This window comes from Nonomuraea glycinis (assembly GCF_035920485.1).
Lineage (GTDB): Bacteria > Actinomycetota > Actinomycetes > Streptosporangiales > Streptosporangiaceae > Nonomuraea > Nonomuraea glycinis.
This window is the reverse complement of sequence record NZ_CP109166.1, coordinates 2,815,288-2,839,775: the sequence shown is the minus strand read 5'-3', so window position 1 is coordinate 2,839,775 and position 24,488 is coordinate 2,815,288. Positions and strand designations below refer to the sequence as shown.

General features: G+C 66.7%; 31 protein-coding genes and 1 tRNA gene. 11 read left to right on the top strand and 21 right to left on the bottom strand.

Going from position 1 to position 24,488, the window contains the following annotated elements; all coding sequences use genetic code 11:
• Positions 1-28 precede the first annotated feature (28 nt).
• Positions 29-580 carry a universal stress protein gene (locus tag OHA68_RS13175; RefSeq protein ID WP_189137589.1) on the top strand — a complete coding sequence of 184 codons (552 nt, stop codon included), beginning with the start codon at positions 29-31 and terminating at the stop codon, positions 578-580.
• On the opposite strand, the gene pdxR is transcribed toward OHA68_RS13175, so the two are convergent.
• Entirely contained in the window at positions 533-1,957 is a 1,425-nt protein-coding gene (gene pdxR / locus OHA68_RS13170) for a MocR-like pyridoxine biosynthesis transcription factor PdxR (protein ID WP_327107903.1), read from the bottom strand. The two genes, OHA68_RS13175 and pdxR, sit on opposite strands and share 48 nt — an antisense overlap.
• A gap of 68 nt (positions 1,958-2,025) precedes the next feature.
• Between pdxR and OHA68_RS13165 the strand changes: the two genes are divergently transcribed.
• Positions 2,026-2,475, top strand: coding sequence for a carboxymuconolactone decarboxylase family protein (locus OHA68_RS13165; protein WP_327107902.1), 450 nt, complete (start codon positions 2,026-2,028; stop codon positions 2,473-2,475).
• 64 nt (positions 2,476-2,539) lie between these two features.
• Here OHA68_RS13165 and OHA68_RS13160 read toward each other — a convergent pair whose 3' ends face one another.
• From OHA68_RS13160 to OHA68_RS13150, 3 genes are all read right to left on the bottom strand, one after another.
• Positions 2,540-4,732: a heavy metal translocating P-type ATPase gene (locus tag OHA68_RS13160; protein WP_327107901.1), complete on the bottom strand. Its 2,193-nt coding sequence runs from the start codon at positions 4,730-4,732 to the stop codon at positions 2,540-2,542.
• Positions 4,733-4,799: 67 nt separating this feature from the next.
• The gene (locus tag OHA68_RS13155) at positions 4,800-5,825 is read right to left on the bottom strand and encodes a hypothetical protein (protein ID WP_327107900.1); all 1,026 of its coding nucleotides are present in this window, start codon (positions 5,823-5,825) and stop codon (positions 4,800-4,802) included.
• Positions 5,822-6,034: a heavy-metal-associated domain-containing protein gene (locus OHA68_RS13150; protein WP_327107899.1), complete on the bottom strand. Its 213-nt coding sequence runs from the start codon at positions 6,032-6,034 to the stop codon at positions 5,822-5,824. The genes OHA68_RS13155 and OHA68_RS13150 overlap by 4 nt, the downstream gene beginning before the upstream one ends.
• 440 nt (positions 6,035-6,474) lie before the next feature.
• On the opposite strand from OHA68_RS13150, the gene OHA68_RS13145 reads away from it, so the two are divergent.
• The 4 genes from OHA68_RS13145 (at position 6,475) to OHA68_RS13130 (ending at position 8,045) form a co-directional block, all read left to right on the top strand.
• Positions 6,475-6,594 (top strand): DLW-39 family protein, encoded by a 120-nt coding sequence (locus OHA68_RS13145; protein ID WP_211264163.1) that lies wholly within the window; start codon positions 6,475-6,477, stop codon positions 6,592-6,594.
• A gap of 15 nt (positions 6,595-6,609) precedes the next feature.
• Positions 6,610-7,338 carry an HAD family hydrolase gene (locus tag OHA68_RS13140; RefSeq protein WP_327107898.1) on the top strand — a complete coding sequence of 243 codons (729 nt, stop codon included), beginning with the start codon at positions 6,610-6,612 and terminating at the stop codon, positions 7,336-7,338.
• Positions 7,339-7,355: 17 nt separating this feature from the next.
• Positions 7,356-7,428 (top strand) — tRNA-Ala (locus OHA68_RS13135).
• 125 nt (positions 7,429-7,553) lie between these two features.
• Complete coding sequence (locus tag OHA68_RS13130) at positions 7,554-8,045, top strand: hypothetical protein (protein ID WP_327107897.1); 492 nt, start codon at positions 7,554-7,556, stop codon at positions 8,043-8,045.
• A gap of 43 nt (positions 8,046-8,088) precedes the next feature.
• Here OHA68_RS13130 and OHA68_RS13125 read toward each other — a convergent pair whose 3' ends face one another.
• From OHA68_RS13125 to OHA68_RS13085, 9 genes are all read right to left on the bottom strand, one after another.
• Positions 8,089-9,378: a site-specific integrase gene (locus tag OHA68_RS13125; protein WP_327107896.1), complete on the bottom strand. Its 1,290-nt coding sequence runs from the start codon at positions 9,376-9,378 to the stop codon at positions 8,089-8,091.
• Entirely contained in the window at positions 9,378-9,560 is a 183-nt protein-coding gene (locus OHA68_RS13120; RefSeq protein ID WP_327107895.1) for a helix-turn-helix domain-containing protein, read from the bottom strand. The genes OHA68_RS13125 and OHA68_RS13120 overlap by 1 nt, the downstream gene beginning before the upstream one ends.
• Positions 9,550-10,887: a replication initiator gene (locus OHA68_RS13115; protein WP_407674495.1), complete on the bottom strand. Its 1,338-nt coding sequence runs from the start codon at positions 10,885-10,887 to the stop codon at positions 9,550-9,552. Before OHA68_RS13115 ends, OHA68_RS13120 begins: the two co-directional genes overlap by 11 nt.
• Before the next feature lie 132 nt (positions 10,888-11,019).
• Positions 11,020-11,142: a hypothetical protein gene (locus OHA68_RS13110; protein WP_327107893.1), complete on the bottom strand. Its 123-nt coding sequence runs from the start codon at positions 11,140-11,142 to the stop codon at positions 11,020-11,022.
• A 3-nt stretch (positions 11,143-11,145) separates the two neighbouring features.
• Positions 11,146-11,307: a hypothetical protein gene (locus OHA68_RS13105; protein WP_327107892.1), complete on the bottom strand. Its 162-nt coding sequence runs from the start codon at positions 11,305-11,307 to the stop codon at positions 11,146-11,148.
• 15 nt (positions 11,308-11,322) lie between these two features.
• Positions 11,323-11,664 carry a hypothetical protein gene (locus OHA68_RS13100; RefSeq protein ID WP_327107891.1) on the bottom strand — a complete coding sequence of 114 codons (342 nt, stop codon included), beginning with the start codon at positions 11,662-11,664 and terminating at the stop codon, positions 11,323-11,325.
• A gap of 19 nt (positions 11,665-11,683) precedes the next feature.
• Positions 11,684-12,328, bottom strand: coding sequence for a DUF2637 domain-containing protein (locus tag OHA68_RS13095; protein WP_327107890.1), 645 nt, complete (start codon positions 12,326-12,328; stop codon positions 11,684-11,686).
• Between the two features lie 21 nt (positions 12,329-12,349).
• Positions 12,350-13,669: an FtsK/SpoIIIE domain-containing protein gene (locus tag OHA68_RS13090; RefSeq protein WP_327107889.1), complete on the bottom strand. Its 1,320-nt coding sequence runs from the start codon at positions 13,667-13,669 to the stop codon at positions 12,350-12,352.
• Positions 13,662-13,991, bottom strand: a complete 330-nt coding sequence (locus tag OHA68_RS13085) for an SCO3933 family regulatory protein (protein WP_327107888.1) — start codon at positions 13,989-13,991, stop codon at positions 13,662-13,664. The genes OHA68_RS13090 and OHA68_RS13085 overlap by 8 nt, the downstream gene beginning before the upstream one ends.
• Before the next feature lie 109 nt (positions 13,992-14,100).
• Here OHA68_RS13085 and OHA68_RS13080 point away from each other — a divergent pair, with 109 nt between their 5' ends.
• Positions 14,101-14,478 carry a winged helix-turn-helix domain-containing protein gene (locus OHA68_RS13080; protein ID WP_327107887.1) on the top strand — a complete coding sequence of 126 codons (378 nt, stop codon included), beginning with the start codon at positions 14,101-14,103 and terminating at the stop codon, positions 14,476-14,478.
• Here OHA68_RS13080 and OHA68_RS13075 read toward each other — a convergent pair.
• A complete protein-coding gene (locus OHA68_RS13075; protein ID WP_327107886.1) occupies positions 14,438-14,629 on the bottom strand; it encodes a hypothetical protein in 192 nt (63 codons plus the stop codon). The genes OHA68_RS13080 and OHA68_RS13075 overlap by 41 nt on opposite strands.
• Positions 14,626-14,835 carry a hypothetical protein gene (locus OHA68_RS13070; protein WP_327107885.1) on the bottom strand — a complete coding sequence of 70 codons (210 nt, stop codon included), beginning with the start codon at positions 14,833-14,835 and terminating at the stop codon, positions 14,626-14,628. Before OHA68_RS13070 ends, OHA68_RS13075 begins: the two co-directional genes overlap by 4 nt.
• 148 nt (positions 14,836-14,983) lie before the next feature.
• Here OHA68_RS13070 and OHA68_RS13065 point away from each other — a divergent pair, with 148 nt between their 5' ends.
• Together OHA68_RS13065 and OHA68_RS13060 are read left to right on the top strand one after the other, a co-directional pair.
• Positions 14,984-15,724 (top strand): helix-turn-helix domain-containing protein, encoded by a 741-nt coding sequence (locus tag OHA68_RS13065; RefSeq protein WP_327107884.1) that lies wholly within the window; start codon positions 14,984-14,986, stop codon positions 15,722-15,724.
• The gene (locus OHA68_RS13060; RefSeq protein ID WP_327107883.1) at positions 15,724-16,200 is read left to right on the top strand and encodes an NUDIX hydrolase; all 477 of its coding nucleotides are present in this window, start codon (positions 15,724-15,726) and stop codon (positions 16,198-16,200) included. Before OHA68_RS13065 ends, OHA68_RS13060 begins: the two co-directional genes overlap by 1 nt.
• On the opposite strand, the gene OHA68_RS13055 is transcribed toward OHA68_RS13060, so the two are convergent.
• The 3 genes from OHA68_RS13055 to OHA68_RS13045 all read right to left on the bottom strand — a co-directional run bounded on the left by OHA68_RS13055 (position 16,168) and on the right by OHA68_RS13045 (position 17,612).
• Positions 16,168-16,734 (bottom strand): HD domain-containing protein, encoded by a 567-nt coding sequence (locus tag OHA68_RS13055; protein WP_327107882.1) that lies wholly within the window; start codon positions 16,732-16,734, stop codon positions 16,168-16,170. The genes OHA68_RS13060 and OHA68_RS13055 overlap by 33 nt on opposite strands.
• Positions 16,735-16,801: 67 nt before the next feature.
• Positions 16,802-17,254 carry a GntR family transcriptional regulator gene (locus OHA68_RS13050; RefSeq protein ID WP_327107881.1) on the bottom strand — a complete coding sequence of 151 codons (453 nt, stop codon included), beginning with the start codon at positions 17,252-17,254 and terminating at the stop codon, positions 16,802-16,804.
• Between the two features lie 4 nt (positions 17,255-17,258).
• Positions 17,259-17,612, bottom strand: coding sequence for a hypothetical protein (locus OHA68_RS13045; protein WP_327107880.1), 354 nt, complete (start codon positions 17,610-17,612; stop codon positions 17,259-17,261).
• Positions 17,613-17,765: 153 nt separating this feature from the next.
• Between OHA68_RS13045 and OHA68_RS13040 the strand changes: the two genes are divergently transcribed.
• The gene (locus OHA68_RS13040) at positions 17,766-18,494 is read left to right on the top strand and encodes an XRE family transcriptional regulator (RefSeq protein ID WP_327107879.1); all 729 of its coding nucleotides are present in this window, start codon (positions 17,766-17,768) and stop codon (positions 18,492-18,494) included.
• A gap of 1,199 nt (positions 18,495-19,693) precedes the next feature.
• On the opposite strand, the gene OHA68_RS45300 is transcribed toward OHA68_RS13040, so the two are convergent.
• A complete protein-coding gene (locus tag OHA68_RS45300; RefSeq protein WP_407674439.1) occupies positions 19,694-20,227 on the bottom strand; it encodes an HNH endonuclease in 534 nt (177 codons plus the stop codon).
• Between the two features lie 489 nt (positions 20,228-20,716).
• Entirely contained in the window at positions 20,717-21,898 is a 1,182-nt protein-coding gene (locus OHA68_RS13035; RefSeq protein ID WP_327109500.1) for a DUF4062 domain-containing protein, read from the bottom strand.
• Positions 21,899-21,927: 29 nt separating this feature from the next.
• Between OHA68_RS13035 and OHA68_RS13030 the strand changes: the two genes are divergently transcribed.
• Entirely contained in the window at positions 21,928-22,380 is a 453-nt protein-coding gene (locus OHA68_RS13030) for a hypothetical protein (RefSeq protein WP_327107878.1), read from the top strand.
• Positions 22,381-22,573: 193 nt separating this feature from the next.
• Here OHA68_RS13030 and ltrA read toward each other — a convergent pair whose 3' ends face one another.
• Positions 22,574-23,995, bottom strand: coding sequence for a group II intron reverse transcriptase/maturase (gene ltrA, locus OHA68_RS13025; protein ID WP_327107877.1), 1,422 nt, complete (start codon positions 23,993-23,995; stop codon positions 22,574-22,576).
• Positions 23,996-24,488: the final 493 nt, after the last annotated feature.

Genomic DNA, 24,488 nt, shown 5'->3' with positions numbered 1-24,488 from the left:
CTCCCGGTAAGCAGCAAAGAAGCGCACTATGGTCAAGTACCTCTACGAGGAGAGTGTGGTGGATCAGGACCTGCCCAGTGGCGCGCGATTGATCGTGGGAGTGGACGAGTCCCCGGCCGCGCGCTGGGCGCTGGCCTGGGCCATCGGCGCGGCGCGGTTGCACCGCATGGCGCTGGTCGCGGTGCACGTCAGCCGGGCCCCCGTGCACCCCTTCCCTGAGGCGCTGCCCGTGCAGCACGCCATCAGGCAGGGGGAGGAGGACCGCTGCGGCGAGGTGGTGGCGCGGGCGTTCGAGGACGTGGCGGGCGGGGTGCCCGACGACCTCACCACCGCCGCGGTCGCGCGGGTCGGCGATCCCGGCTATCACCTGGTCGACCTGGCCCGCGACGGCGACCTGCTGGTGCTCGGCCGAGGGCGGCGTGGGCTGGTCAGCCGCCTGTTCCTGCCTTCGACGTCCATGTACTGCGCACGGCACGCGCGGGCCACGGTGGTGATCGTGCGCCAGCCGGTGCCGCCGGACGACCCGCAGTTCTCAGGTGAGCGGGCGCGGCGGTTCTGGGGTCGCCGGCATTATCAGTGACTTTCTGAGCAGTTCGAGGCCGCCGGGGATGGCGCTCTGCCCGATCGCGCCGTAGCCGATGACCAGGCCGCGCTGGGCCGGGATCTCGCCGCAGTAGGCGTCGAGCCGCTCGACGCCGAGGCCGGGCCGTGGCCGTACCGCGACGCCGGGCGCGAGCCGGGCGCACAGGTGCAGGCCGGCCGCGGAGGGCACCAGGCGCAGCCGGTCCTCGCCGGACAGGGTGTCGGCGATCAGCGCGTGCCGGGCGGCGTACACCCGGGTGGCCTTCCTGATGTGCCTGGCCAGCAGGCCCTCGTCGATGAACCGGGCGAGCGCCGCCTGCGTCGGCAGCTCGCCGTGCCAGTCGGAGATCCGCTTGGCGGCCGTCAGCGCGGGCCCGAGCGAGGCCGGCGCGACCAGGAAGCCGAGCCTGAGCATGGGCAGCAGGGTCTTGGAGAAGGAGCCCACGTAGATCACCCGGCCGGCCCGGTCCAGGCTCTGCAGCGGCTCCAGCGGGCGCTCGCCGAAGCGGAACTCGCTGTCGTAGTCGTCCTCGATCACCACCGCGTTCCGCCGCTCGGCCCACGCCAGCAGCGCCGCCCGGCGGGCCAGCGACATGGGCGTGCCCAGCGGGAACTGGTGCGACGGCGTGACGTACACCAGCCGCGCGGCACCCGGAATGGCGGAGACGTCCAGTCCCTCCCCGTCCACGGGCACCCCCACGACACGCGCGCCGAGCGAGCGGAACAGCAGCCGCGCGGGCGGGTAGCCGGGCTCCTCCACGGCCACGCAGGCGCCGGGCTCGATCAGCACCCGGCCCACCAGGTCCAGCGCCTGCTGCGCGCCGTTGGTGATGAGCACGTCCCCGGCGCCGGCGTGCACGGACCGGCTGACCCCGATGTGCCGGGCGATGGCCTCCCGCAGGCCCTCGTGCCCCGACGGGGCGCCGTAGCCTCCGACGCCGCGTCGCAGCTCGCGGCTCACCAGCCGACGCCAGCTCTCCATCGGGAACAGCTCCGCGTCGGGCACGCCGACGCGGAAGTCGTACGCCTGCATGTTCGACCCGTCCGGGCGGGCCGTGCCGGAGGGGCCGCCGGTGATGGACTCCCAGACGGCGCGGGGCCGTACGACACCCTTGGGGGCGGCTCTGCCGCGCACCGGCTCGGCCGACACGTACGTGCCCGCGCCCGCGCGGCCGACCAGGAAGCCGTCGGCGACCAGCCGGTCGTAGGCGACGGCGACGGTGTTGCGTGAGACGGCCAGCCGCCGGGCCAGCTCCCGCGTCGGCGGCAGCCGCTCGCCCGACCTGAGCCGCCCGTCCAGGACCCCCTCCAGGAGCTGGCGGTAGATCTGCGCCGTCAGGTCACCCCGCCCCGACAGGGTCACGTGTACGTCCATCTTGGCCCAATCGTTTAGCCGGAAATTGGAGCTTATATCGGGACAAGCTCCGGCCTAACGTGGGCGGCATGACGGAACGAATGAACCTGGGCAAGCTCGCCGGCGACGCCTACAAGGCGATGGCCGGACTCGACCGATTCGTGAGCGCGAGCACCCTCCCCAAGCCCCTGCTGGAGCTGGTACGGCTGCGCGCCAGCCAGATCAACGGCTGCGTCTACTGCGTGGACTCGCACAGCTCCGACGCCAAGCGGGCGGGGGAGAGCGACGCGCGGCTGCACGCCGTGGCGGTGTGGCAGGAGGCCCCCTTCTTCACCGCCCAGGAGCGCGCGGCCCTGGCCTTCACCGAGGCCGCGACCCGGCTGTCCACCTGCGACGTGACCGACGAGATCTGGCAGCAGGCCGCCGAGCACTTCACCGAGAAAGAACTGGCCGCCCTGGTGGTCGCCCTGGCCACCATCAACGCCTGGAACCGGATGGGCGTGTCCACCAGGATGACCCCGGAGTCCTACCAGGCCTGAACGGCCGGCGCCTTCCCGCGCCGGCCGTGCTGGGTCACTTGAAGCTGGGTCACCTGAAGCTCGGTCACTTGAAAGCGCGCAGCCGCAGGCTGTTGCTCACCACGAAGACGCTGGAGAACGCCATCGCGGCGCCCGCGATCATCGGGTTGAGCAGCCCCGCGGCGGCCAGCGGCAGGGCGGCCACGTTGTAGGCGAAGGCCCAGAACAGGTTGCCCTTGATCGTGGCCAGCGTCCTGCGCGACAGCCGCAGGGCGTCGGCCGCCACCCGCAGGTCGCCACGGACCAGCGTGAGGTCGGACGCCTGGATCGCCGCGTCGGTGCCGGTGCCCATGGCGAGCCCCAGATCGGCCTGGGCCAGCGCGGCGGCGTCGTTGACGCCGTCGCCCACCATGGCCACCACCCTGCCCTCGGCCTGCAGCCGCTTGACCACGTCCACCTTGTCGGCGGGCAGCACCTCGGCGATGACCTCGTCGATGCCGACCTCGGCCGCCACGGTCCTGGCGACCGCCTCGTTGTCGCCGGTCAGCAGCACCGGGGCGAGCCCGAGGGCGCGCAGCCGCTCGATCGCCTCCTTGCTGGTGCCCTTGACCACGTCGGCCACGACCAGCACCGCGCGCGCCTTGCCGTCCCACCCCACGGCGACGGCGGTACGCCCGGCGGCCTGCTCCCGCGCCAACGCGTCCTCAAGCTCGGCAGGCAGGTGCTGCGACCACTCCCGCAGCAGCTTCGGCCGGCCGACCAGCACCGCGTGCCCGTCGACGACGCCCTGTACGCCGAGCCCTTCGACGTTCGCGAAGTCCTCGACCGTGGCCGTGGACCCGGCCGCCTTGGCGATGGCGCGGGCGATCGGGTGCTCGGAGGCGTGCTCCAGCGCGCCGGCCAGCCTGATCACCTCGCCGCGGTCCTCGCCCTCGGCCAGGTGGACGCCGACGAGCGTCATCCGGCCCTCGGTGACCGTGCCGGTCTTGTCCAGCACGATCGTGTCGACCCTGTGCGTGGACTCCAGCGCCTCCGGTCCCTTGATCAGGATGCCGAGCTGGGCGCCCCTGCCGGTGCCGACCAGCAGCGCCGTGGGCGTCGCCAGGCCGAGCGCGCACGGGCAGGCGATGATCAGCACGGCGACCGCGGCGGTGAAGGCCGCGCCCGCGCCGTTGCCGGTGCCGAGCCAGAAGCCCAGCGTGGCGATGGCCAGCCCGATCACGATCGGCACGAAGATGCCGGAGATCCGGTCGGCCAGCCGCTGCACGGCCGCCTTCCCCGTCTGCGCCTCCTCCACCAGCCTGGCCATCTGGGCGAGCTGGGTGTCGCCGCCGACCCGGGTGGCCCGCACGATGAGCCGTCCGCCCGCGTTGACGGTCGCGCCCACCACGGCTTCACCCGGCCCGACCTCCACCGGCATCGACTCGCCGGTGAGCATCGAGGCGTCGATCGCGGAGGTGCCCTCCTCGATCACGCCGTCGGTGGCGACCTTCTCGCCCGGCCGTACCACGAACCTGTCGTCCACCTGGAGCGCGTTTACGGCGACCCGCCGGCCGTCGGCCAGCTCGACGTCCTTGACGCCCAGCTCCATCAGCGCTCGCAGCGCCGCCCCCGCCTGCCGCTTCGACCGCGACTCGAAGTAACGCCCGGCCAGGATGAACGCCGTCACCCCCGCCGCGGCCTCCAGATAGATGTTGCCGGAGCCGTCGGTCCGCTGGATCGTCAGCTCGAACGGGTGCGTCATGCCCGGCATCCCGGCCGTACCGAAGAAGAGCGCCCACAGCGACCAGCCGAGCGCGGCCAGCGTGCCCATCGAGACCAGCGTGTCCATCGTCGCCGTGCCGTGCCGCAGGTTGGTCCAGGCGGCCTTGTGGAACGGCCAGCCCGCGTACACCACGACCGGCGCCGCCAGCGTCAGCGACAACCACTGCCAGTACGTGAACTGCAGCGCCGGGATCATCGCCATCGCGACCACGGGCACGCTCAGCACCACCGCCGTGATCAGCCGGTCACGCAGGCTGTTGTCGGGGTTGTCCACAGGCTGTGGATCGTCGGCGGGCAGCGTGGCCGAGTAGCCGGCCTTCTCCACCTCGGAGATCAGCTCCTGCGGGTCGAGGTCGTCGGGGAAGGTGACCTTCGCCTTCTCCGTCGCGTAGTTGACCGTCGCGGTCACGCCTTCGAGCTTGTTGAGCTTGCGCTCGATGCGGTTGGCGCAGGACGCGCACGTCATGCCACCGATCGTGAGCTCGACGGCTTTTTCCTCGATGAGGGAAGACATCACCTCTCCTTTCCCTCGTCCGTTTCCTGCGCTCTGGGTTGGTTTTCAGTGAGTGTGCTCTGGTTTTTCAGTGCGTGTGGGCCGGCGCCTGCTCGGCCGTTGCCGTGAAGCTCGCCGTACGGACGTCGCCGCCGTGCTGGAAGTCCAGGAACAGACGGTAGTCGCCCACACTGGGCACCTCGGCGTAGAAAGTGATCTCCGGGCCCGGCGTGGTCCTGCCGTCGCCCGGCTCGCCGTCCGGGTGGACGTGCAGGTAGGCCAGGTCGCCCGCGCGCAGCGCCACCAGGTGGCCGTAGGCGCCCAGGTAGGGCTGCAGGTCCTTGACCGGCTTGCCGTCCTTGGTGACCTTCAGGGTGAGCTTGCTCGCGTGGCCGGGCTCCAGCTCCCCGTCGAGGGTCACCGTGTAGTCGCCCACCTTGGCGGTGCGGCCGGCCTGCGGCAGCGCCTTCGGCTTGTAGTCGCCGGGGGCCTGGAGGTCCACGCCCAGGGTCAGCGTGTCCCCGCCCGTGGGGGCGAAGTCAGCGAAGGCTCGGTAGGCGCCGGGCTCGGGCAGCTCCAGCTTGACCGACCAGACGCCGTTCTGGCCGAGCGTCGGGTGCAGGTGCTGGAAGCTGGTCAGGTCGCGGGAGGCGACGATGAAGTGGAGCTTCTTCTCGTGCGCCACGTCGTACTCGGTGACGGGCTTGCCGTCGGGGCCGGTGATGTTGAAGCGGAAGTCCTTGCCGGGCTTGGTGAAGGGGGTGAGCGTGTAACCGTTCTGGGAGACCTGGAGCCCCCCGGGGGTATCACTCTCGTTGTGCGCCGCCTCGCCGTGCCCGCCGTGCTCGTCCTGCTCGTCGCGCTCGCCGTTCTCGTCGGCGTGTCCGGCCGTGGTGTCGTGCGCGGTGTCGGCTGCCGAGTCCTTGTCCGCCGGCGCGGCCATGTCAGCGTGGCTCTTCGGGCCCGCCGTGGCCTGCCCGGCCGGTACCGTGGCCTGCCGGGCCGGACCCGCGGCGGGTCCGACCTGGCCCAACGCGCTCCCGGCCCCCAGCGCCCCGGCGAAGATCACTGCCAGTCCGGCGCTGTACAGCCCGAGGCGTGCGGCCGTGTTCATGAGACGCCGGCCAACTCATAGCCGGCTTCCTTCACAGCGGCGCTGATCCGCTCCTGGTCCACAGGGCTCTCGCTCACCACGGTCAGCGCGCCGCTCGCCAGGTCCACCTCAACGGACGTGACCCCCGAGACCTCGGTGACCTCCTCCTTGACCGAACTCACGCAGTGGCCGCAGGTCATGCCCTTGACGGTGTAGGTGGCGGTGCTCATGGGTGGCTCCTTCAGATGGTCGTATTCTTGCTCTAACGAGTCTAACACCGTACCCCCCTAGGGTATTCTTCCAGGGCTGGAAACGCCGCCCTCCCTCTTTCTTGTACGGCTGGAAGAGGTGTGTGGATCAATCCTTTGCTTCGCCCGCCGCTGTCGTACGTCGCTGATTTATACCCCTAGGGGGTACATCCGCGAACATAGCTTACCGGGAGGGGGTATGTCCACACCCTTCGCCCGCGCGCACTCAGCCGCGACATGCGGCATGATCCAAGATGGGCCGGGCACATGCTGTCCCACCTGGGACTGTTGGCCCGTTCTCGAACAATCCGTACATCTGGTTCTGGCAAACACCAGGACCGCAGCCATCCCTTGCTAGGCTGCTTGTCAACCGTTGGGTCTCACCCCGGCAGGTGAGACCGTCGAAGAAGTGGGGTCACACCGTGAAGAAGCTGCTCGTTCTGGCGCTGGTCGCCCTCGGGGGGTTGCTGGTCTGGCGTAAGGTGCAGGCCGACCGCGCCGAGCTCGATCTCTGGACCGAGGCAACCGGTAGCGAGAACTAACCGACCGGCGAGGCGATGAGTGACGTCGTCCCCATCAAGCTGGTGTGCCTGGACCTGGCAGGCACGACGGTCGGTGACATCGCCATGGTCGAGCGCGCTTTCGCCGAGGCGATCGCCACCCAGGGCATAGTTCCCGGGACCGGAGCGTACGCACGAGCCATGGTTCACGTGCACCGGTCCCGGGGCCTCCCCACCATCGACGTGTTCCGCGGCATCTTCCCCGAGGACGAAGCCCAGGCCCAGGCGGCCAACCTGACCTTCGAACGCTCCTACGAGGGTCTGCTGGAGCGGACGGGCCTCGTACCCATGCCCGGAGTCCTCGAAGTCTTCGACAAACTCCGCGGCTCCGGCATCCACCTCGCCTTGATCACCGGCTTCAGCCGCACCACCCTGAGCCGCGTCCTCAGCGTTCTCGCCTGGCACGACCAGATCGACCTGGCCATCTGCCCCGAAGACGCGGGCGGCCGCGGCCGCCCCTGGCCCGACATGGTGCTGCACGCCGTGCTCCGTCTCGCGATCGACGATGTCCGGCGGGTGGCGGTGGTGGGCGACGCCGAGAGCGACATGCGCTGCGGCCGCAGCGCCGGCGCCGCGATCGTCGCGGGGGTGATGACCGGCGTGCACAGCCGCGAGCGCCTCCTCCAGGGAGGCGCGACCCACATCATCGACTCGATCGCCAACCTCCCTGAGCTGATCCTCAGCGAGCGGACAGGAACGACACGGATGCCTGCGGAGGACGGGTAAGCTATCTTCGTCTCGAAGGGGCCTTAGCTCAGTTGGCAGAGCGCCTGCTTTGCAAGCAGGAAGTCAGGAGTTCGAATCTCCTAGGCTCCACCGCACGTCGAAGGCCACATCCCATGATCGGGAAGTGGCCTTTTTGATCTTGTACAGCTGCAAAGTACAGCTACACCTCCAGTTCGGCTTGCACAGGAGCAAGCAAGCCCGCGATCATGGTGCGCGTGGCATTACTCAGGTTGCTGGCGATCGGCCTTCTCAGCGGTGTCGTAGTGCTGCCGTTCTTGTGGATCCAGCGCGGCGAGAACTTCGAGCACGCCCGACTCGCAGCCTTGATGGCGCTGGACGCTGGACAGGTCGTAACCGTTCCACTCGGGTTGTTGGTGGGCATCGTGCTGACCGCCACGCGGTCGTGGACGCGTACACCTGGCTATGCCCTGGGCTCGATCACGACCCTGTTCGGCGTGATCGTCGCGACGCAGGCTTGGGTCACGATGAACTGGGTCGAAGGACGACCTTCCGGGGTTGGTGATCCGGACGGCGAGTTCGTCATAGCTGTCCTTGCCCTGTTCTCTGGCGTGATCACGACCTTTGTCGGCGTGCTCATCCTTCTCTTTCGACGGACTGGCTATGGGTCGCAAGCGGAACCGTCGTCGCGTGGCGGCGGCAGGAGAAGTCGTCAGCCCTTGTCACACGTTGAAGGCCACTCCCCGTGAGTCGAGGAATGGCCTAATCGATTTTCGTCAGTGCTGGGTATCGCTAGGAGTCGAGATGATCACCAAGCTTCTTCAGAGCTAGGCGCGTCTCTGCGGACGAGACTTCGCTGTATACGTTCATGGTCACGGAGATCTGTGAGTGACGAAGGATCTGCATGGCCACGCGTGGATGAACGTCGAGGGCGACGAGCAAAGACGCGCAGGTCTTGCGGGTGGCGTGGACGTGGACTCTTCGTACCTTTGCCTTGGCGCAGGCGTTCGCGAAGCTGCGCCGGAAGTTAGACGGTTCGATCGGCCGACCACTGGCGGTGGTGAAGACGAGGCCGGTCTCCTGCCAGTCGTCTCCCGCCGCTTCCCTGGTGGTGTCGCGTACCCGTTGACGGGCACGAAGGGCCGTCGTGACGATCTCGGGAAAGGGCAAAGTGGCGTCAGAGGCATCCGTCTTTGTCTGGCGGTGCAGCAGCTTGCCGGCGACTCGCTGGAGTTGCCAGCCGATCGTCATCTCGGCCTGGTCGAGGTCGACGTCCTCCCAACGCAGCCCGAGGGCCTCGCCGAGCCGCAGACCCAGGACGAGCACCAGGACGTACGCCGGGTACATCGGGTCTTCCCGAGTGCGGGCCGACTCTAGGAAGGTCTTGGCCTCGTCCACCGACCAGGCCTTGACCTTGCGCTTCCGAGGGACCGACATCTTGACGTTGGCCGCGACGTTGCGCGTCAGGACCTCTTCGCGGACGGCGTTACTCAGGGCGGCCCGCAGCGTCATGTAGGCGTCGTGGACGGTCCACTCCGAGGGCTCGGACTTGCAGCACTTGCCGACCGCGCAGCAGTGCTGACGGCGCTTCGGGTTGCTGTGGGTCTCCGGGCGGGCAGCATCCTTGCCCTGGTCGCAGCATTGGCAGGAGCGGCGGATCTTGTTCACCCAGGTCTGGACGTCCCGCACGGTCAGCTTGTCGAGCCGCTTGGAGCCGAGCGCGGGCGTGATGTAGAGCCGGGCGAACATCTCGTAGTTCGCGGCGGTCTTGGGCGCGAGGTTGGGTTCTACGACGTTGGTGAGCCAGTACGTCAGGTAGTCCGAGAGCTTCGGCGACTTGGTGACCACCGGCCCTTTGCGAGCGACCTCATGCAGCTTGAGCCACTTCTCGTAGGTCTCCTCGCGGGTCTTGCCGTACGCCCACTTGCGGGTCTTCTTGCCCTCTGGTGTGGTGACCCAGACGTAGCCCGCCCAGCCGTTCTTGTACGGGAAGATCGAACCCTCGTTGTTGGCGCGGGTGCGGCGCGTCTTGCGAGGGCGCTTGGGCTCCTCGGGTGTGCCGAGTGCGGTCTTGGCGGGCATCAGGCGGCCTCCTCGCACAGTCGGGTCACGTAGTCGTTAAGGGCGGTCACGGGTATGCGGCGGCAGCGGACGCCGACGACGATGGAGCCAAGTTCACCGGAGCGGATGAGGTTGTAGAGGGTCCAGCGGCTGATCTTCAGGGTGGCCATGGCCTGGGGGACGGTGAGCAGTTCAGAGGTCATGTGGGCCTCCGAGCCGGGTTCCGGTGAGGGCGGCGGCGAGGAGCGCGTCTCCGAGGGAGTGCCCCTTGCCCGCGTACTCCCATTCGCTGATGACGAGGACGGTGTCTTCGTCGAAGAGGGGGAGGCGGCCGGTGGTGATGTCGTTGTCGCGGGCGTGGTGTTCTCGGGCGGCGCGGAGTTGGCCGAGGGTGGTGGAGTAGCGGCGGGATCGGGTGGAGAAGTGGCCGCGGAAGCCGAGCATGTGGGCCCAGTCGGCGAGCCGGAGGTCGGCCAGTTCTGGCAGGGCGCCGAGGTGCATGCAGGTGGTGATGAGGCGGCGGGCGTGGTCGCGGAGGTTGAAGGCTTCCAGGTTGTCGAGGGGGTTGATGCGGCGGTCGAGGGTGCCGACGCATTCGGCGGCTTTGGTGGCGTACTTGGCGATGTAGCCGGCGACGGCTTGTTCGGTGAGGTCGCCGTTCAGGGTGATGGGGCGGATGTCGAGCTGCGCTCCCCAGCGCAGGGCGCGCTCTGGCTGGTCCTGGTGGGCGGGTGCGGTGGCGGTGACCGCGTGGGCGGCGTGCTGGACGGCTTGGGTGAGGGCGTCGGCGGTGGCCCAGGCCGGGGGCGGTGTGGTGGGTCCGTCGGGGCCGTCGAGGCGGATGACGGCGTGGAAGTGGACGACGCCGCGCCGCTGGTATTCGGCGACCTTGGCGAAGGACAGGGTCAGGTGGTGGCGGAGGTCTTTGAGGGCCAGGCCGCCGGTCTTGGCGAGGTGGCGGCGGACGGAGTCGGCGAAGCGCTTCCATAGCAGCGGGGCGAGGGCGTTGAACAGGACTGAGCCGGTGTAGTCGTAGCAGTCGGGGCAGAGCGGTTCGCCGAGGCGCGGGTCGTCGGCGCTGTGCCGTTCGGTGCAGGACATCACCCGTCCGTGCGGGCAGGGTTCGGCGTTGCGGCGGGCGTGGCAGGGCTGCACCTTGCCGTTGTGCTCTCGGCGGGTGTGGACGGTGCCGAAGGACGGGGCGGTCAGGGTGACGAACAGCGTCGGGTGTCCGGTGACGGTTTCCGGGACGCCCTTGCCGCCGATGAGGCCCGCGCGGATGAGTTGGTAGGTGTCGGCGCGGTAGGTCTCGGCGCAGGCGGGGCAGCGGGAGGCGCGGCGGGTCTTGCAGGGCACGCGCAGGATGCCGTCGGGCTCGTGTTTGGTGGTGTAGTGGTGCAGGAGTTGGCCGGTGGCCTGGTCGTAGTGTTCGACTTTGCCGCGTAGGTGGATGGGTTGGTGGCAGCCGCCGGTTGCGCGGATCTGGGATGCCCAGCGGTCGTAGTCGGTCCGGTTGAGTCGGGCGATCATGCCCGCTTTGGCGTGCGCGGTGGCGTGGTTTGTGGGCAAGATGGAGACCTCCTTTCGCTCGTTCGGGTGAAGGGATGGCCCCCGACCTGGCGTGTGTCTTGGCGGATGTGCGGCCAGGCCGGGGGCGCTGCGTTATGCGCCGTAGTCGTCGATGCCGGTGCCGTCGCAGTCGGGGCAGCGGGTGTTGTCGGTGGTGATGCCGGTGCCGTTGCAGGTGCAGCAGCGGTAGCGGATCACCGGCAGGTCATCGGGCATGCGTCACCTCCTTTCGGGTGGGCGGGTGGTGAGGTAGACGCGCCAGTGGTGGGGGCGGGCGCGGTCGGGGTAGGCGCGTGAGACGGCGTAGACGGTGAAGTGCAGGCGCAGGCGGAACAGGGCGTCGACGATTTCGGCGCGGGTGCCGTCGATACGGATGCGCATGGTCGGGGCTCCTGGTCAGGTGGCGGGCGTTGGGTCGGGGTCGATGCAGCCGTGGTAGCTGGTCTCGGCGTCGTGGAGGGCGCGGGCACGGGCCGGGATGGCCACGGCCCGGTACTCGACGGGGCCGAAGAAGCGCGAGGTGGCGTAGTGGCCGTGCGGGCTGTCCTCGTGGTCGATCGGGGTGCCGAGACGGGCGGCGATCTCGTCGATCTCGGCGTACAGGTCGGCGTCGGTGTCGTGGCGGGGGAAGTGGTAGAGCGCGAGGCTTTGGCCGATGGGCAGGTCCGGGTTTTCGGTGAGGAAGGCGGCCAGCTCCAGCAGGCCGTTGATGAAGGCGGTGCGGCGGTCGTGGTTCATCGGTGGGTCTCCCTTCTGGTCAGGCGGTAGGCAGGGCGCGCAACAGGTCTGCGGCAAGTTGGTCGGACACGCCGAGGTGGCTGCGGAGGGCGTCGCGGGTGATCGGTCGGCCGTGTTTGGCGTGATGGTCGTCGGCGACGCGGCGGGCGTAGTCCACGAGAGCCGGGGCCAGGCCGTCGCCTTGGGTGTCGTCCTGGTCCGGGCGGAGAAGTTCGGGGACCAGGGACGAGGCCAGGACGGGCGCGGACATGGGCGAGGCGGCCGGTGCTGGAGGCGGGTCGGGATGGGTGGCGCGGCGTTCCAGCATCGAGACGGCGATGAGGAACGCGGCGGCCGGGGTGGCGGCGGTGATCCAGCCCCAGACGGTCGGGGCGGCTTGGGCGAGGTTGGCGGCCAGGGACAGGACGATGCCGCCGGTCAGGACGAGGACGGGCCAGGTGATGCGGCCTTGCCGGCCTTTGCCGGTCTTCTTGTCGCGTTGGCGTTCGCGGGCGGCCATGACGCAGGTGAGGTCGATGCAGACGGCCACGGCCCAGGACATCCAGCCGGTTTGGCCGTGCTCGGTGGCGGTGTCGCGGATGTGGGTGAACGATCCGGCGCCCGCGATGACGGCCAGGACGAGGACCGGGCCGGTGTCGAGCAGTCGGCAGGCCAAGCGGCGCATCGTTGCACCCCCTTTCTCAGGTCAGGCGTTGATGGGGTTGGGCAGGTGGGCGGTGATCTCATCCCAGGCCGGGGCGAGGTGCGCGTGAGTCTGGGCCGCTTGTTCGGCGGTGTGCTCGCTGACGTAGAAGGAGCGGGCGCGGTACCACCGGCCGTCTTGTGAGGCGACGATGGCGACGCCGGGTGTTTCGGCGGCGATGGCGCGGGCGGAGACGAGGGCGGCCGGGTCGAGGTCGCCGAGGGTCATGGTCGCGGTTTCGGGGTCGTTGACCCGGTGGCAGATCCGGCCCGAGCACTGGGCGCGTAGCGCGGTGACGCCGGGGCCGAGGTCGGAGCCGATGCGCTGGCCGCAGCAGAACAGGTAGATGCCGAACGCCCGGCCGAGCTGGGCCACTCGCAGCAGCGCGGTGGAGGTTTTGGCGATCTCGTCTTTCTCGCTCTTGTCGGCCATCAGGTAGAGCTCGGCCAGCTCGTCGACCAGGACCACGACCGGAACGGGCCGGATGGCGGGCGGGAGCTGCCAGATGTTGCGGGCGGACGCTTGGCGGCACAAGCCCATCCGGTCGATCATCAATCCGACCAGGTCGCACAGCAGGCCGACGGACTCGGCGCGTGAGGTGGCCAGCGCTGACAGCCGGGGCGCGTACGGGGTGAACTCCACTCCGCCTTTGAGGTCGAAGCCGACCAGCGCGACGGGTTGTGGCGCGAGTCCGACGATGAGCGCGTTGGCCAGGTTGGACTTGCCGGATTGGGTGGCTCCTGCGTTGAGCCAGTGCGGCACCGTACGGAAGTCGATCACCCAGGGCTTGCCGGTCTCCAACTGCCCGACCGTCACCTTGAGCAGTTCCGGTGAGGGCGGGAGCTGGTCGACCTTGACCAGCGGGTCGCGCATGGTCGCCGCCAGGACGACGCGGCCGGGCCGGGGCGAGGAGACGCGGATGGCGTGCACGCCCCAGGAGTGCGCCAGCCGTTCGGCGGCGTCGGCGTAGTCTCCGGGGGTCTGGCCTTCCAAAGTCCACAGGGTGACGCGCCAGCCGTGCCGGGTCGGCTTGGGCAGCCACATGAACGGCTTGGTGTCGACGGCCACCCGCTGAAAGCGGCGGCGGACCTTAACCAGCCCGGTGGAGGCGACCGCGCCGGGGGTGAGGGTGAACCACCAGCGTTGCCGCTTCTTGGTCAGCCCGCACCCGAGCGCGACCCGCCGCCAGGACGCCCGGACCGAAGCAGCGGTGAGCGGGAAGCCGAGCGCCAGCCAGAACGAGGGGTAGTGGAAGCGGCGCCAGACCCACAGCCCCGCCGCGACAGCGGCGAGGGCTGCGAGCACGAGCAGCGCGTCACGCATCGGCGGCCTCCCGCAGCGGGAGGAGGGCGGTGGCGCGGTAGGCGATGCCCCACTTCCCGGCGATCTCCCAGACGTAGCCGAGCAGGCCGACGGCGGTGACCTGGTCGCCGGTGGTGATGGGTGGCTCTCCGGTGGTGCCGATCTTGACGAGTTCGATGCGGCCGAACTCGTCTTCTACCGAGACGGTGACCTCGTAGACGGTGTTGCCGTTCTTGTCGGTCTTGATCTCGCCGGTGTCGCGGTTGAGGACGCGCGGGCGCGGGGCCTTGACGCAGGTGATGGCGAGTTTGCTGACATCCACGGGGATGGGGACGGAACGCATGGGTGGTGACCTCCTCTTTCGTCGTCACCAACATAGTTAACCTAGTTGGCTTGGTTGTCAATGTTCTCTCGGTTGGCTTGGTCGAACTTTCGTGGTGAGATTGAGAGCGATGGTCAAGAACACCGGCCGGCCGGGCTACCTGCAGATCGCCGACGATCTCCGAGCGCAGATCCGCGGCGGCTCTCTCACGCCCGGAAGCCCGCTGCCGTCCACGGCCAAACTCGCCGAGCAGTACGACGCGTCGCTGTCGGTGGTGAAGCTGGCCGTCGGCGTCCTGCGCACCGAGGGCCTGGTGATCGGCCAGCAGGGCAAGGGCGTGTTCGTCCGTGACACCGATGACCCGCAGGCCGCCGGCAACCCCCGGGCTGCCGGTGACGAGCTGGCTGACCTGCGCGCCACCGTGCACGACCTGTCCGTGCGTCTGGCGAAGGTCGAGGAGCAGTTGGCTACGTCCACGACACCCCGTTCCGGACGTAGCAGCCGGTAACCTTCCGCGCCAGCGATGCCGACGCACCGTCAGGGCTGCGGCGCAGGCTGAGCGCCTTGTCCTCACGGCGGATGCCGACCAGGACCGTCACGTACCCGATCAGCAGCGCGACGCCGAGCACTCCGGCGATGATCAGCGGGATCGTGGTCATGACCAGATCACCCCTGCCACGGCCAGGCCGCGCGGGACGCGCGGGGGACGGCGGGTCTCACTCCGCCGCTGGCCGTCGCGGTTGCGCTTGGCCACCTGCTTCTTGATCCAGCGCTCACGGGCCAGGCACTTACGGCACCGGGTCTGTCCCTGCTCCAGGCGGGCGGTGCACGGGCAGGTGGGCTCCGGGTAGATCTCCTCGGTCATGTGATCACCACTCCTCTCGGTTGTTGTTCTTGCTTGCGAACCGAGAATGCTGCGGAGGGTCAGGACGAGATCACTACACGACGGGACATGTTCAAGACGTCCGGCCTACGATGGCCAGGTCCCCGGACGTCCCCTTGAAGCGGGTGAGATGGCGAACGAACGACTACGCGCGGCCCTGCTGCAGAAAGGCGTGTCCATCGCCGATCTGGCCGCAGCCATCGAGGTCGACCCCAAAACCGTCGAACGCTGGGTCACCAAGAGCCGCGAACCGTACCGAAAACACCGCTTCGCCACCGCTTCGTACCTGGGGGTGGACGAGGCGTACCTGTGGCCGGACGCGCTCAGCCCCGAACAGGTGACCTCCGCCTCACAGAGCGAGATCATCGCGATCCACCCGCACCGGTGGGCGGTGCCCCGGGACATCTGGGGACGACTGTTCGGCGCGGCATCCGAAGAGATCGGCGTCCTGGTCTACAGCGGGTTGTTCCTCGCTGATGACGGCGGCATGGTCCGGCTGTTCGCCGACAAAGCACGGGCTGGGGTGAAGGTGCGCATCCTTCTCGGTGACCCGGACTCGGCCGAGGTGGCGCAGCGCGGAGCCGATGAGGGCGTGGGCGAGAGCATGGCCGCGCAGATCCGCAGCGCACTGGTGTTTTACCGGCCGATCATGGGTGTCGACAACGTTGAGATCCGGTTGCACCGCACGGTGCTGTACAACTCGATCTACCAGGCCGACGACCAGTATCTGGTCAACATGCACGTGTACGGCACCCGCGCCGGGAACGCTCCGGTCCTGCACCTGCGGCGGGTGGCCGGCGGCGGCATGGTGGCCACCTACGCCGAGAGCTTCGAGAAGGTATGGGCCCAGGCCAAGCCGGTGGAGTCCTGATGGCACGGCGGATCGACTTCGACCATGACCCGAACGCGCCCAAGGCCAACAGCCTCGTTCCGTCGGTGAACGTCGTGGTCACCAACGAGCGCGGCGAGGTGCTGATGATCCAGCGCTCCGACAATGACAACTGGGCTCTGCCCGGCGGAGCCATCGACCTGGGGGAGTCGCTGCCGCGGGCGGGCGTACGCGAGACGCTGGAGGAGACCGGCATCCTGTGTGAGATCACTGGCCTGGTCGGCACCTACACCGACCCCGGACACGTGATCCTCTACACCAGCAACGGCGAGGCCCGGCAGGAGTTCTCCATCGTGCTCACCGGCCGCGCGGTGTCCGGCGCTCCGGCCGTCAGCGCAGAATCTCTACAGGTGCGGTGGGTGCCACGGGATGACGTCCTATCGCTGCCGATGGCCACATCCATGCGGATGCGGATCGAGCACTACCTAGCCGGCACCAGCCTGCCGTACATCGGATAGCGCGGCCTCCACCGCCCGCACCGACGACACGATGCACGGCGTCGCATCCGTGATCGAACGGCTCACCACATGCTCGGGACCGTAGCGGGAGTGGATCTCGGCCAGCCGGTCGCGTACGTCCAGGTGCCGGCCGTCCGGGCTGGTGGTCATGTCGCAGTAGGTCAGCGCCCGAGCCAGGTCGGGCCGCTCCTGGTCGAACTCCTTGGCCAGCGCGTCGAACAGGTCCCGCTGCCGCGCCTCGTTGTCCGCGCACGAGTGGTAGGCCACCAGGCGGCACAGCCGCTCATCGCCCTGGGCGACATCGCGCAGGTAACGGGCGCCGTCGAGCTGATGCATGCCGGTGTCGACCAGATCCGGGGCGTACCCGATGTCATGCAGCAGGCACGCGGCGATCAGCGTGTCAGTGTCCGCGCCGAGGATCGGGGTCAGGGTTTCGGCCTGGTCGGCGACTCCCTGGGTGTGCGCCCAGCGCCGGGGCAGCGTTGTCTCCAGCAGATCCTTGGCCAGGCCGTAGGCCCACTCAACATGTCCCACGAGGTTCACGATAGGCAGCACAGGCAAGGGCGAAGCCAGAGGGGTAGCCGAGACGTCCCAGGACGTCTCAACCCCGAACGAAGCGCCCCCGCCCGTGCTCGGCCACGATCAACCCATCGCGTTCCAGCACGGCCAGGGCCTGCCGCACCGTGTTACGCGAGGCCGAGAACCGGCGGCGTAGCTCAGCCTCACTCGGCAGCGCGGCACCAGGGGCCAGGGCGCCACCGTCGATCTGCTCACGCAAGCTCGTGGCGATCTGCTGGTAGCGGTACGGGGCCGCGCCGCTGTCGGCAGCCACCACGCGGCCCTTGGACGGGACGGTCACCAGGAGTCCCTCGTCCTCCAGGAGCGCCAGGCCGCGCCGTACCGTGTTGCGCGCCACCCCGAACCGGCGGCACAGCTCCGCCTCAGACGGCAGGACCACGCCCGGCGCGAACTCGCCCGAGACGATCTGCTCACGGATACGGGCGGCGATCTGCGGGTAGACCCGACCGCCCGTCAGCCACCGGCCGCCGGTCACAGGGTCAGCCGCGGTAACCGTCGAGGATCTTGTCCAGGTCGACCTTGAGATCACCCTGCGCGCCGTCATGCCAGCCGTCCTCAGCGGCCTGCTCGATCCGGTCCACCGCGCCGGCCATCTGCAGGAACGACACCCGCTCGTCGTCCTGGTCGCCCCAATAGAACCAGCAGAACGACAGGTGCACGAACACCCGCCGCATCCGGCACCGGCTGTCGATCACATCCAGCGCCGGACGGCCGTCCGGGGTGCCGATGAGCACCGCCGAGATATCGCGCGCGTTCAGCTGCTCGCCCAGCGCGGTCAGCAGCCGCTCGGTGTAGGCCCGTTGCTGCTCCTTGACGGTCCGGCTCGCCTGCATCCTGGTCCTCCCTGACATTCGTGCCCGGTCGTTGTGCGTCGAGCGTCGCCCCACGGGCGGGGGCGGGAACACCACAACTTGGGGACGTCTAGGGACGTCTGATGTTAACGTCGCAGCACAAGGGTCAACTCGCGAGAGGAACAGGCCGGCCCCATGAACGACAACCTCCGCTACGCACTGGCCGCCGCCCGCCTCAACACCACCGACGTCGCCGCAGCCCTGGCCGTCGACCCCAAAACCGTCAGCCGATGGCTCCACGGGCGCGTGCCCTATCCGCGCCACCGGTGGGCCGTCGCCGACCTGCTCCACGTCGACGAAGCCGAGCTATGGCCCGAGGTTGCGCCACGACACCAGGCACTCGCCGACGGCATACAGGCCATCTACCCACACCGCTGGGCCATCCCACAGACGATCTGGCGCAACCTCTTCGGCGGAGCCAGGCGAGAGATCGGCATCCTGGCCTATAGCGCGCTGTTCCTCGCCGAGGACCGGGGCATCCTCGACACCCTCACCGACCGCGCCAAGGCCGGCGTCACGGTGCGCATCCTTCTCGGCGACCCCGAGGGGGAGGAGGTGGCCACGCGTGGCGTCGACGAGGGGATCGGAGCCGAGGTCATGGCAGCGAGAGTCAGGAACGCGCTCACGCTGTACCGATCGCTGCGTGACGTCCCAGGCGTCGAGATCCGCCTACACCGGACCGTGCTCTACAACTCCATCTACCACGCCGACGATCACCTTCTCGTCAACACCCACGCCTACGGCACACCAGCAGCCAACGCCCCCGTCATGCACCTATCGCACACCGACGACCGAGGACCAGCAGCCACCTACCTCAGCAGCATGACCCGCATCTGGACCACTGCCCAGCCATGCCTCAAGTAGCTCACAGACATCTCCAGACACAGCTACGGGCAGCCCAGAAAGCAACTTATCTCCACGTCATCAAGGGCAGCCCGCCTGCGGCGGCCTGCCGCGCGTCGGGCGGTCGCTGGCCGCGCTGCGGCTCTTCGGCCGGTCGCGGCCGCACCGCCCACGCGCTACATAACCGCAACAGCGGGCAGCATGAACAGCTGAATAGCGAACGAGTCGCTACAGCCGACCGGATGAGTACGTACGTGAGGCCAATCAACGCCCTATTGTTGCCTCGCTGCTGGGCGGCGGGTCGACGACAACGAAGTGATCAGGCAAGATGGCAACTGTCAGCATCGGTCGAATCGACCACCGTAGGTGGTGCTCAGCTAATATGAACCTGGTTGATACTCAGATTATCAGCTATGCAATCTCACGAAATAAGCGCGTGGATGTAGATCAGAAGGCCATAAGCTCTATATGTGCCCAGGAGTTACTACTAGTCCAGGGAGGAAGTTATCGAGAGAATCAATACTATATACCACTATTGCAGATCTTGCGAAGCCAAGGGGCTCAGTATACATATCTTAAGCAGATCAATGATCGATCGTCAAACCAACGCCGGCGCGCCATGCAAAGGCGTACGGATAAGTTTGTAATGGAATTTGGAATAGATTTCCCGCGGGTCGTCGAATACTCACATTTGGCGATTGCAGAAGCAATAAACACCAAGCGCTTCGATTTGCTCGCTGGCTGCATTCGAGAGCTCCCTAGAGAGAGCCGCAGGGCTGCTTTGCGACGCTTAGAATTCCTTGCAACTACAGAGATGCGATGCATCCCACTAACTGTAGACATAGCCGAAATTGCTCTTGCTTTGTTTGGTGTGTTTTCTAGAAAGTACGCCCTTAAGGTCAGATTCAGGAACTCGCTGAACGATATCCTCAGTGTGGCCGTTGCCTCCCATAATGATATGTCCCTAGAAACACACGATCGACTTCTGGGGGAGTTTATAAGCGGCCCGGCGCAAGAAGTACTACTGCAGCGTCGTTCACAGAGTGAAGGCAGTGGCAGGGGACGTACTGCTCGACCTAATCATGAGTCTAAGGGTTATATAAATCGAGGATGGCGTGTTATGCGGACACGATAACCTCGCTATTAACGCGCAGAAAGGAATAGTACGCAAGGCAACGCCATTGGCATCTCAGTCGATAGGCTCATTGAATTCCCACGCGTTATTCGAGTGGCAGTGCGGCTGCCCATCTCTTCACAAATTGCATTCCCTTATCAGTAATAACATAGCACTGAGATACGGCTTCTATCTCGCTGAAGATTCTAGTCTCTGTACGAACTCGAACATCCATAACTTCATCTCGCGCAAAATAGCCATCTTGAAGCAGAAACATCATCAGCAATTGCATATTGCTCGGAAGCCAAATGGCGCCGAGGTCGGGTCGCTGTGCGTAGTAAGTAAGCACTCGCCGTTCCAGTTCGCCATAGCGGCTATTTACAAGGGAAAGATTGGCCTTATATTGGTGTAGCGACTTTCTGTCAATTTGGTTTGGCCCGGATCCCTTGCGGCCGTGGCAATTGGCACAAAGTACAATCATGTTTGCGAAGTCGTGTCGCTTGACCTTTGCCCACTCCTCAATGTGCTCGAACTCCAAAGGTGCAGGGGCGCGACACGTAGGAATAGCGCAGCGATGCCCTGCCTCTACAAGCAACTCTCTCTTTAGGGCTGCAGGAATCGGAGATCGTCCTTGTGGCATGCTGAGATTATGTCATCATCTGTAGGCATTCAGTGCTATCTGTAGGCCTTCGGCGCCGTGCGCTCCACTGAGCACGATGCCACCAGTTGAGGCCGTGACGATCGCTCACTTCGCCACTCGCCGACCAGGGCTGGGGCGATCGACGCCGAGGCCCTCCTTCGTCGGGCCCCGGCACCGGTTGACCATGGCTGGGGTGACAGCAGTGCTGACAGCAACGTCCCGACATTCGGACGCATTCGCACCACCGTACACACGCGCCCGACCACGGCCTCGATCAACCGAGCAGGGTGGCTGCTCCGCCTGAAAACCTGCGACCCTGCGGTAAGGGTCGCTTGCCACCGGGCAAGCAGGTTCTCGGTGCACGGAGCGTCTAGCCCAGCGCCACGATGGGGATGGCACGCCTGCCGTGAGAGGCCCGGTACTTGAGGAGGCCGGAGAACGAGGTTCACCAGGACGGAGCGGTCTGCTGAATCAGGGGCCTACAAATGATTACGTCAGTAGCCGATCAAACAGTGCTCGGGAAAGGTCGCCGCCGACTTCGTGAGCTCCGTTCTCCAAAGCTGCCACGCTGACGGACTCGTCCGGTTCAGTGCGGTACATGGCAACCGAACGGCCAAAGCCCAACGGCTGGGCACGGGACCGCGAGCGATGTTGATCAAAGGTATCGACGCTGATGACTCCATCCGATGGCACGCCGGCTGCCACGACGACATGTCCTTCTTGGATAATGCCCAACGCTCCTATAAATCGCAGCATCTCAGCGAGCTGCTTTGGTAGGACTTCAGGATCCAAAATTGAGCCCATCTGGTCTCTGGGGAGGCTTGACCGAACGGAGACCTGCCCCGTCTTATACAGTCGAACTTCCCTGATCTCCCCGTTCTGGGGTTTGTCCCATACCCGACGCCGATCGTTCTCGATACTGACAGCTGCGTGATCCTGAGATCTGAAAAGGTTGAGCGCCTGGCCACTCTCGATGTATTTGGTCTCGCGGACCCGGCTCACCAGCGAATCAATGAATTGGTCCATCTCGCGAGCCGAGTATCCCGGGTGATCCACTGGTAGCACGTGTAGTTCGAGTAGAGAGCCTTGGCTGCTACCAAGTGAATTTCCTCTATCGTCATCTGCGATCCAGGTCAGGGGAGGCTTCTGGGTCAATCTTCTAAAGTCTAGGGGAGATGGCTTTGAATCCAGCTCGCGCAAGCCTTTGACGACCTTGGTTTGAAGCTCAATACTGTTGGAGAAGGAGTCCCGAAAAACACCCGTCGCATACGCCTCCACGATGCGCGTGAATGCGTGCTGGTCGGGCTCGAATCTCACCCCGTTCTTACGGTAGACCAGCCGTGGCTTCCCCAGACGTTGCGCCTGCACCCATTCGTCATGTGTGGCCGACTGTCCAGTTTCCGGGAACACGTGACCATAGTTAGGACCCAAAAGGAACAGACAGACATCTGCGGAATCCAGAGCGTCCAGGCATGCCTCTCTGCTCGGAGTGGTCTGGGCTGAGAAGTCTTCGAAGCGCACTGGCGTATGGCCCAACGCGGTGATCAAACCAGGGAGGGAGTCACGCTCTTCCTCCAAGCCCTTCCGTACGCTGCTGATAAAGACTCTCACGGTACGATGTCTCCACTGGTCGAGGTTCGCTTGCGAACCAGGGCGGTCCGTACAACACATGGTATCCGGATGCACGTGGGGTGGAGTCAATGGCCGAGATCTCGGATGAAGCGATACGCGCCTACTGGAAGGAACATCGGGAGCAGTTACGCCAGTGTGAGACTCAGCGCTCGACGCTAAGCAACCTTCTGATTATCATCACGGCCGCCTTGAGCGCTCTGATCGTTCAGCAGCGCTTCTCGCTGTACGTCCTGCCCTTGTGCGTCTTTATCTTGATGGCTGGCCTGTATGGCGCTGTTGCTGTCTCGAAGTACTACGAGAGGGCTTCCTACCACCTGTCTCAGGCGCGTGCTTTGACCAAAGACCTCGCGGAGCGAGGGGTACTGGGCACTGATGAGAGGTTGGTAGAAGCACGCACTGATCACTACCGTGCCTTCCCCCGGTTGCATCGCATCCGCCTTCATCGGCTGTGGGTGGTCCTGCACTTCGCCATCGGGCTCTACGGGCTGTCACTGTTGTTGATATGTGCTGTCATGGCGTGATCGGGGCGATCTCTGTCACGCGGTCTCCGGTGCTCGGGTGGGCTGGAGGCGGATGAGGAGGGTGGGTTGCTGGTGAGGTCGAGCCGGGGCGCGGTATCGATTTCGACCCGTCTCCTCGGCCCGCCTCCCGAACCGGACGTGCGACTTTCACCGCATCCGGCTCTCCACAGATCCCGTTGCGGGGGATGGTTCGTCATGCCGTGAGTGGCCAGGGCGAGGGGATGGCTGTTCCCCGGTAGCGGTATCGGGTAGTGCTGACCGTCGCCGGGTTGAACAGCGTTGCCTCGCTGGTGGCCGGCCACCAGCCTCCTCGGCAGTACTGGCGTCGGAGCTGTCTCCAGGTGGTGCGGCGATGTTTGCGCCGGAGCCAGCCGAAGACCTGCCTCCAGAGCACGTGGCTGAGATAGCCGAACGTGGCGCTGGAGACGCCAGGCCGAAAGTAGGCCGTCCAGCCCCGGAGCATCTGATTGAGCCGATGCGCCAGGGTCGGGAACGGCATGTTCACGTCCTTCCAGCACCAGTCCTTGACCTTCGCCGTGATGGCGTGCAGCGCCTTCTTCGACGGGTAGGTGTAGACGTAGTGCTGATCTTTGGTGCCTCGCTTGCGGTGACGCTGGATGCGCCAGCCCAGGAAGTCGAGGCCCTGGTTGATGTGCACGACGCGGGTCTTATCCACTGCGAGCCGCAGCCCCAGCGGGGAAAGAACCTCCGCTACCTCCTCCAGTACGGCTTCGGCGTGCTCTTTGCGTCCGGAGACCACCACCACGAAGTCGTCCGCATACCGGATCAGCCGGTAGTTGGCCAGCCCGTGGCTGCGACGCCGTCGCCTGCTGAAGTAGTCGCCGACCTGGGCAGCGAAATGCTCGTCCAGGACCGACAAGGCCACATTGGCCAGCAACGGTGACAAGATCCCGCCCTGCGGGATGCCGGTGTCGGTGTTCCTGCGCACCTGATCCTCCCCGAGGATCCCGGCTTTCAGGAACGCCTTGATCAGCGCGAGCACCCGTTTATCAGAGATCCGTCCGCGGATCCGGTCCATCAGGGCCGGATGGGAGATCTCGTCAAAGCAGGCCGCGATGTCGGCCTCCACCACCCACTCATAAGAGCGACTGGCCAGATACTGAACCTCCGACACCGCGTCATGCGCGCGCCGGTTCGGGCGAAAGCCGTAGGAACACGGCTGGAAATCCGCCTCGAAGATCGGCTCCAACACCAGCTTCAAGGACGCCTGGACCACCCGGTCGGCCACGGTCGGGATCCCTAACCGGCGGCGCTTGGCCGTTCCCGGCTTGGGGATCATCCGCTCGCGCACCGGCAACGGGCGAAACACTCCGCCCTTCAGGCTGGTCCGCAGCCCGGCCAGGAACTCCTCCACGCCGATACGGGCCTGGATGGAGATGACGGTCTTGCCGTCGGTCCCGGCCGTGCGTGCCCCCTTGTTGCCCCGCACCCGATTCCAGCCCACCAGCAGGAAGGCCGGGTCACACACCAGGTTGAACAGGTCGTCGAACCGGCGACCGGAATCATCGGCCGCCCAACGGTGCAGTTTGGTCTGGATCTCCAGTACCCGGCGCTCAGCCCCGAGCAGGGCCGCCTCCAGATCATCGATGTTCACCGACGCGCTCCCGGCATTCCAGCATCCTTCCCTGCGGATCTGCTGGTCTCCTTCGCCATGCGGGCGGCTTTCCCGCCCTCGGACTACTACGAGACCTCCGTCCCGCTCACGGCCGTCAGTCGGCGACGGACCTGCCCCCGGCCTCGGTCTGGCAGACCGAAACCGGAAGCGACCGCGGGCGGTTCCCACGTTCACTGCGTGACCGATCGACGAGGGAGGCGCCCAGCTCATGCCCCGACAGCATCGCCACGCTTACGCCGCAGACCTTCAGCGTGGCCTCCCCACCGGCGCTGTCGACCGGCTTCGGAGTTGACCACCTCGGGTGATGACCCGGGCGGTCACGCACTGCACACCGGCCCATATCCACCAGGTTGGAGCCGGCACCTCACTTACGGGGCTTTAGCACTGGTTTCTCGCGTGCACCTTCTCGTCTCGCTAGAGGAGCCCAAGCCATCTGGCAGTCCTGGCCCGTCTCCCCGTTGTCAGGGCTGCT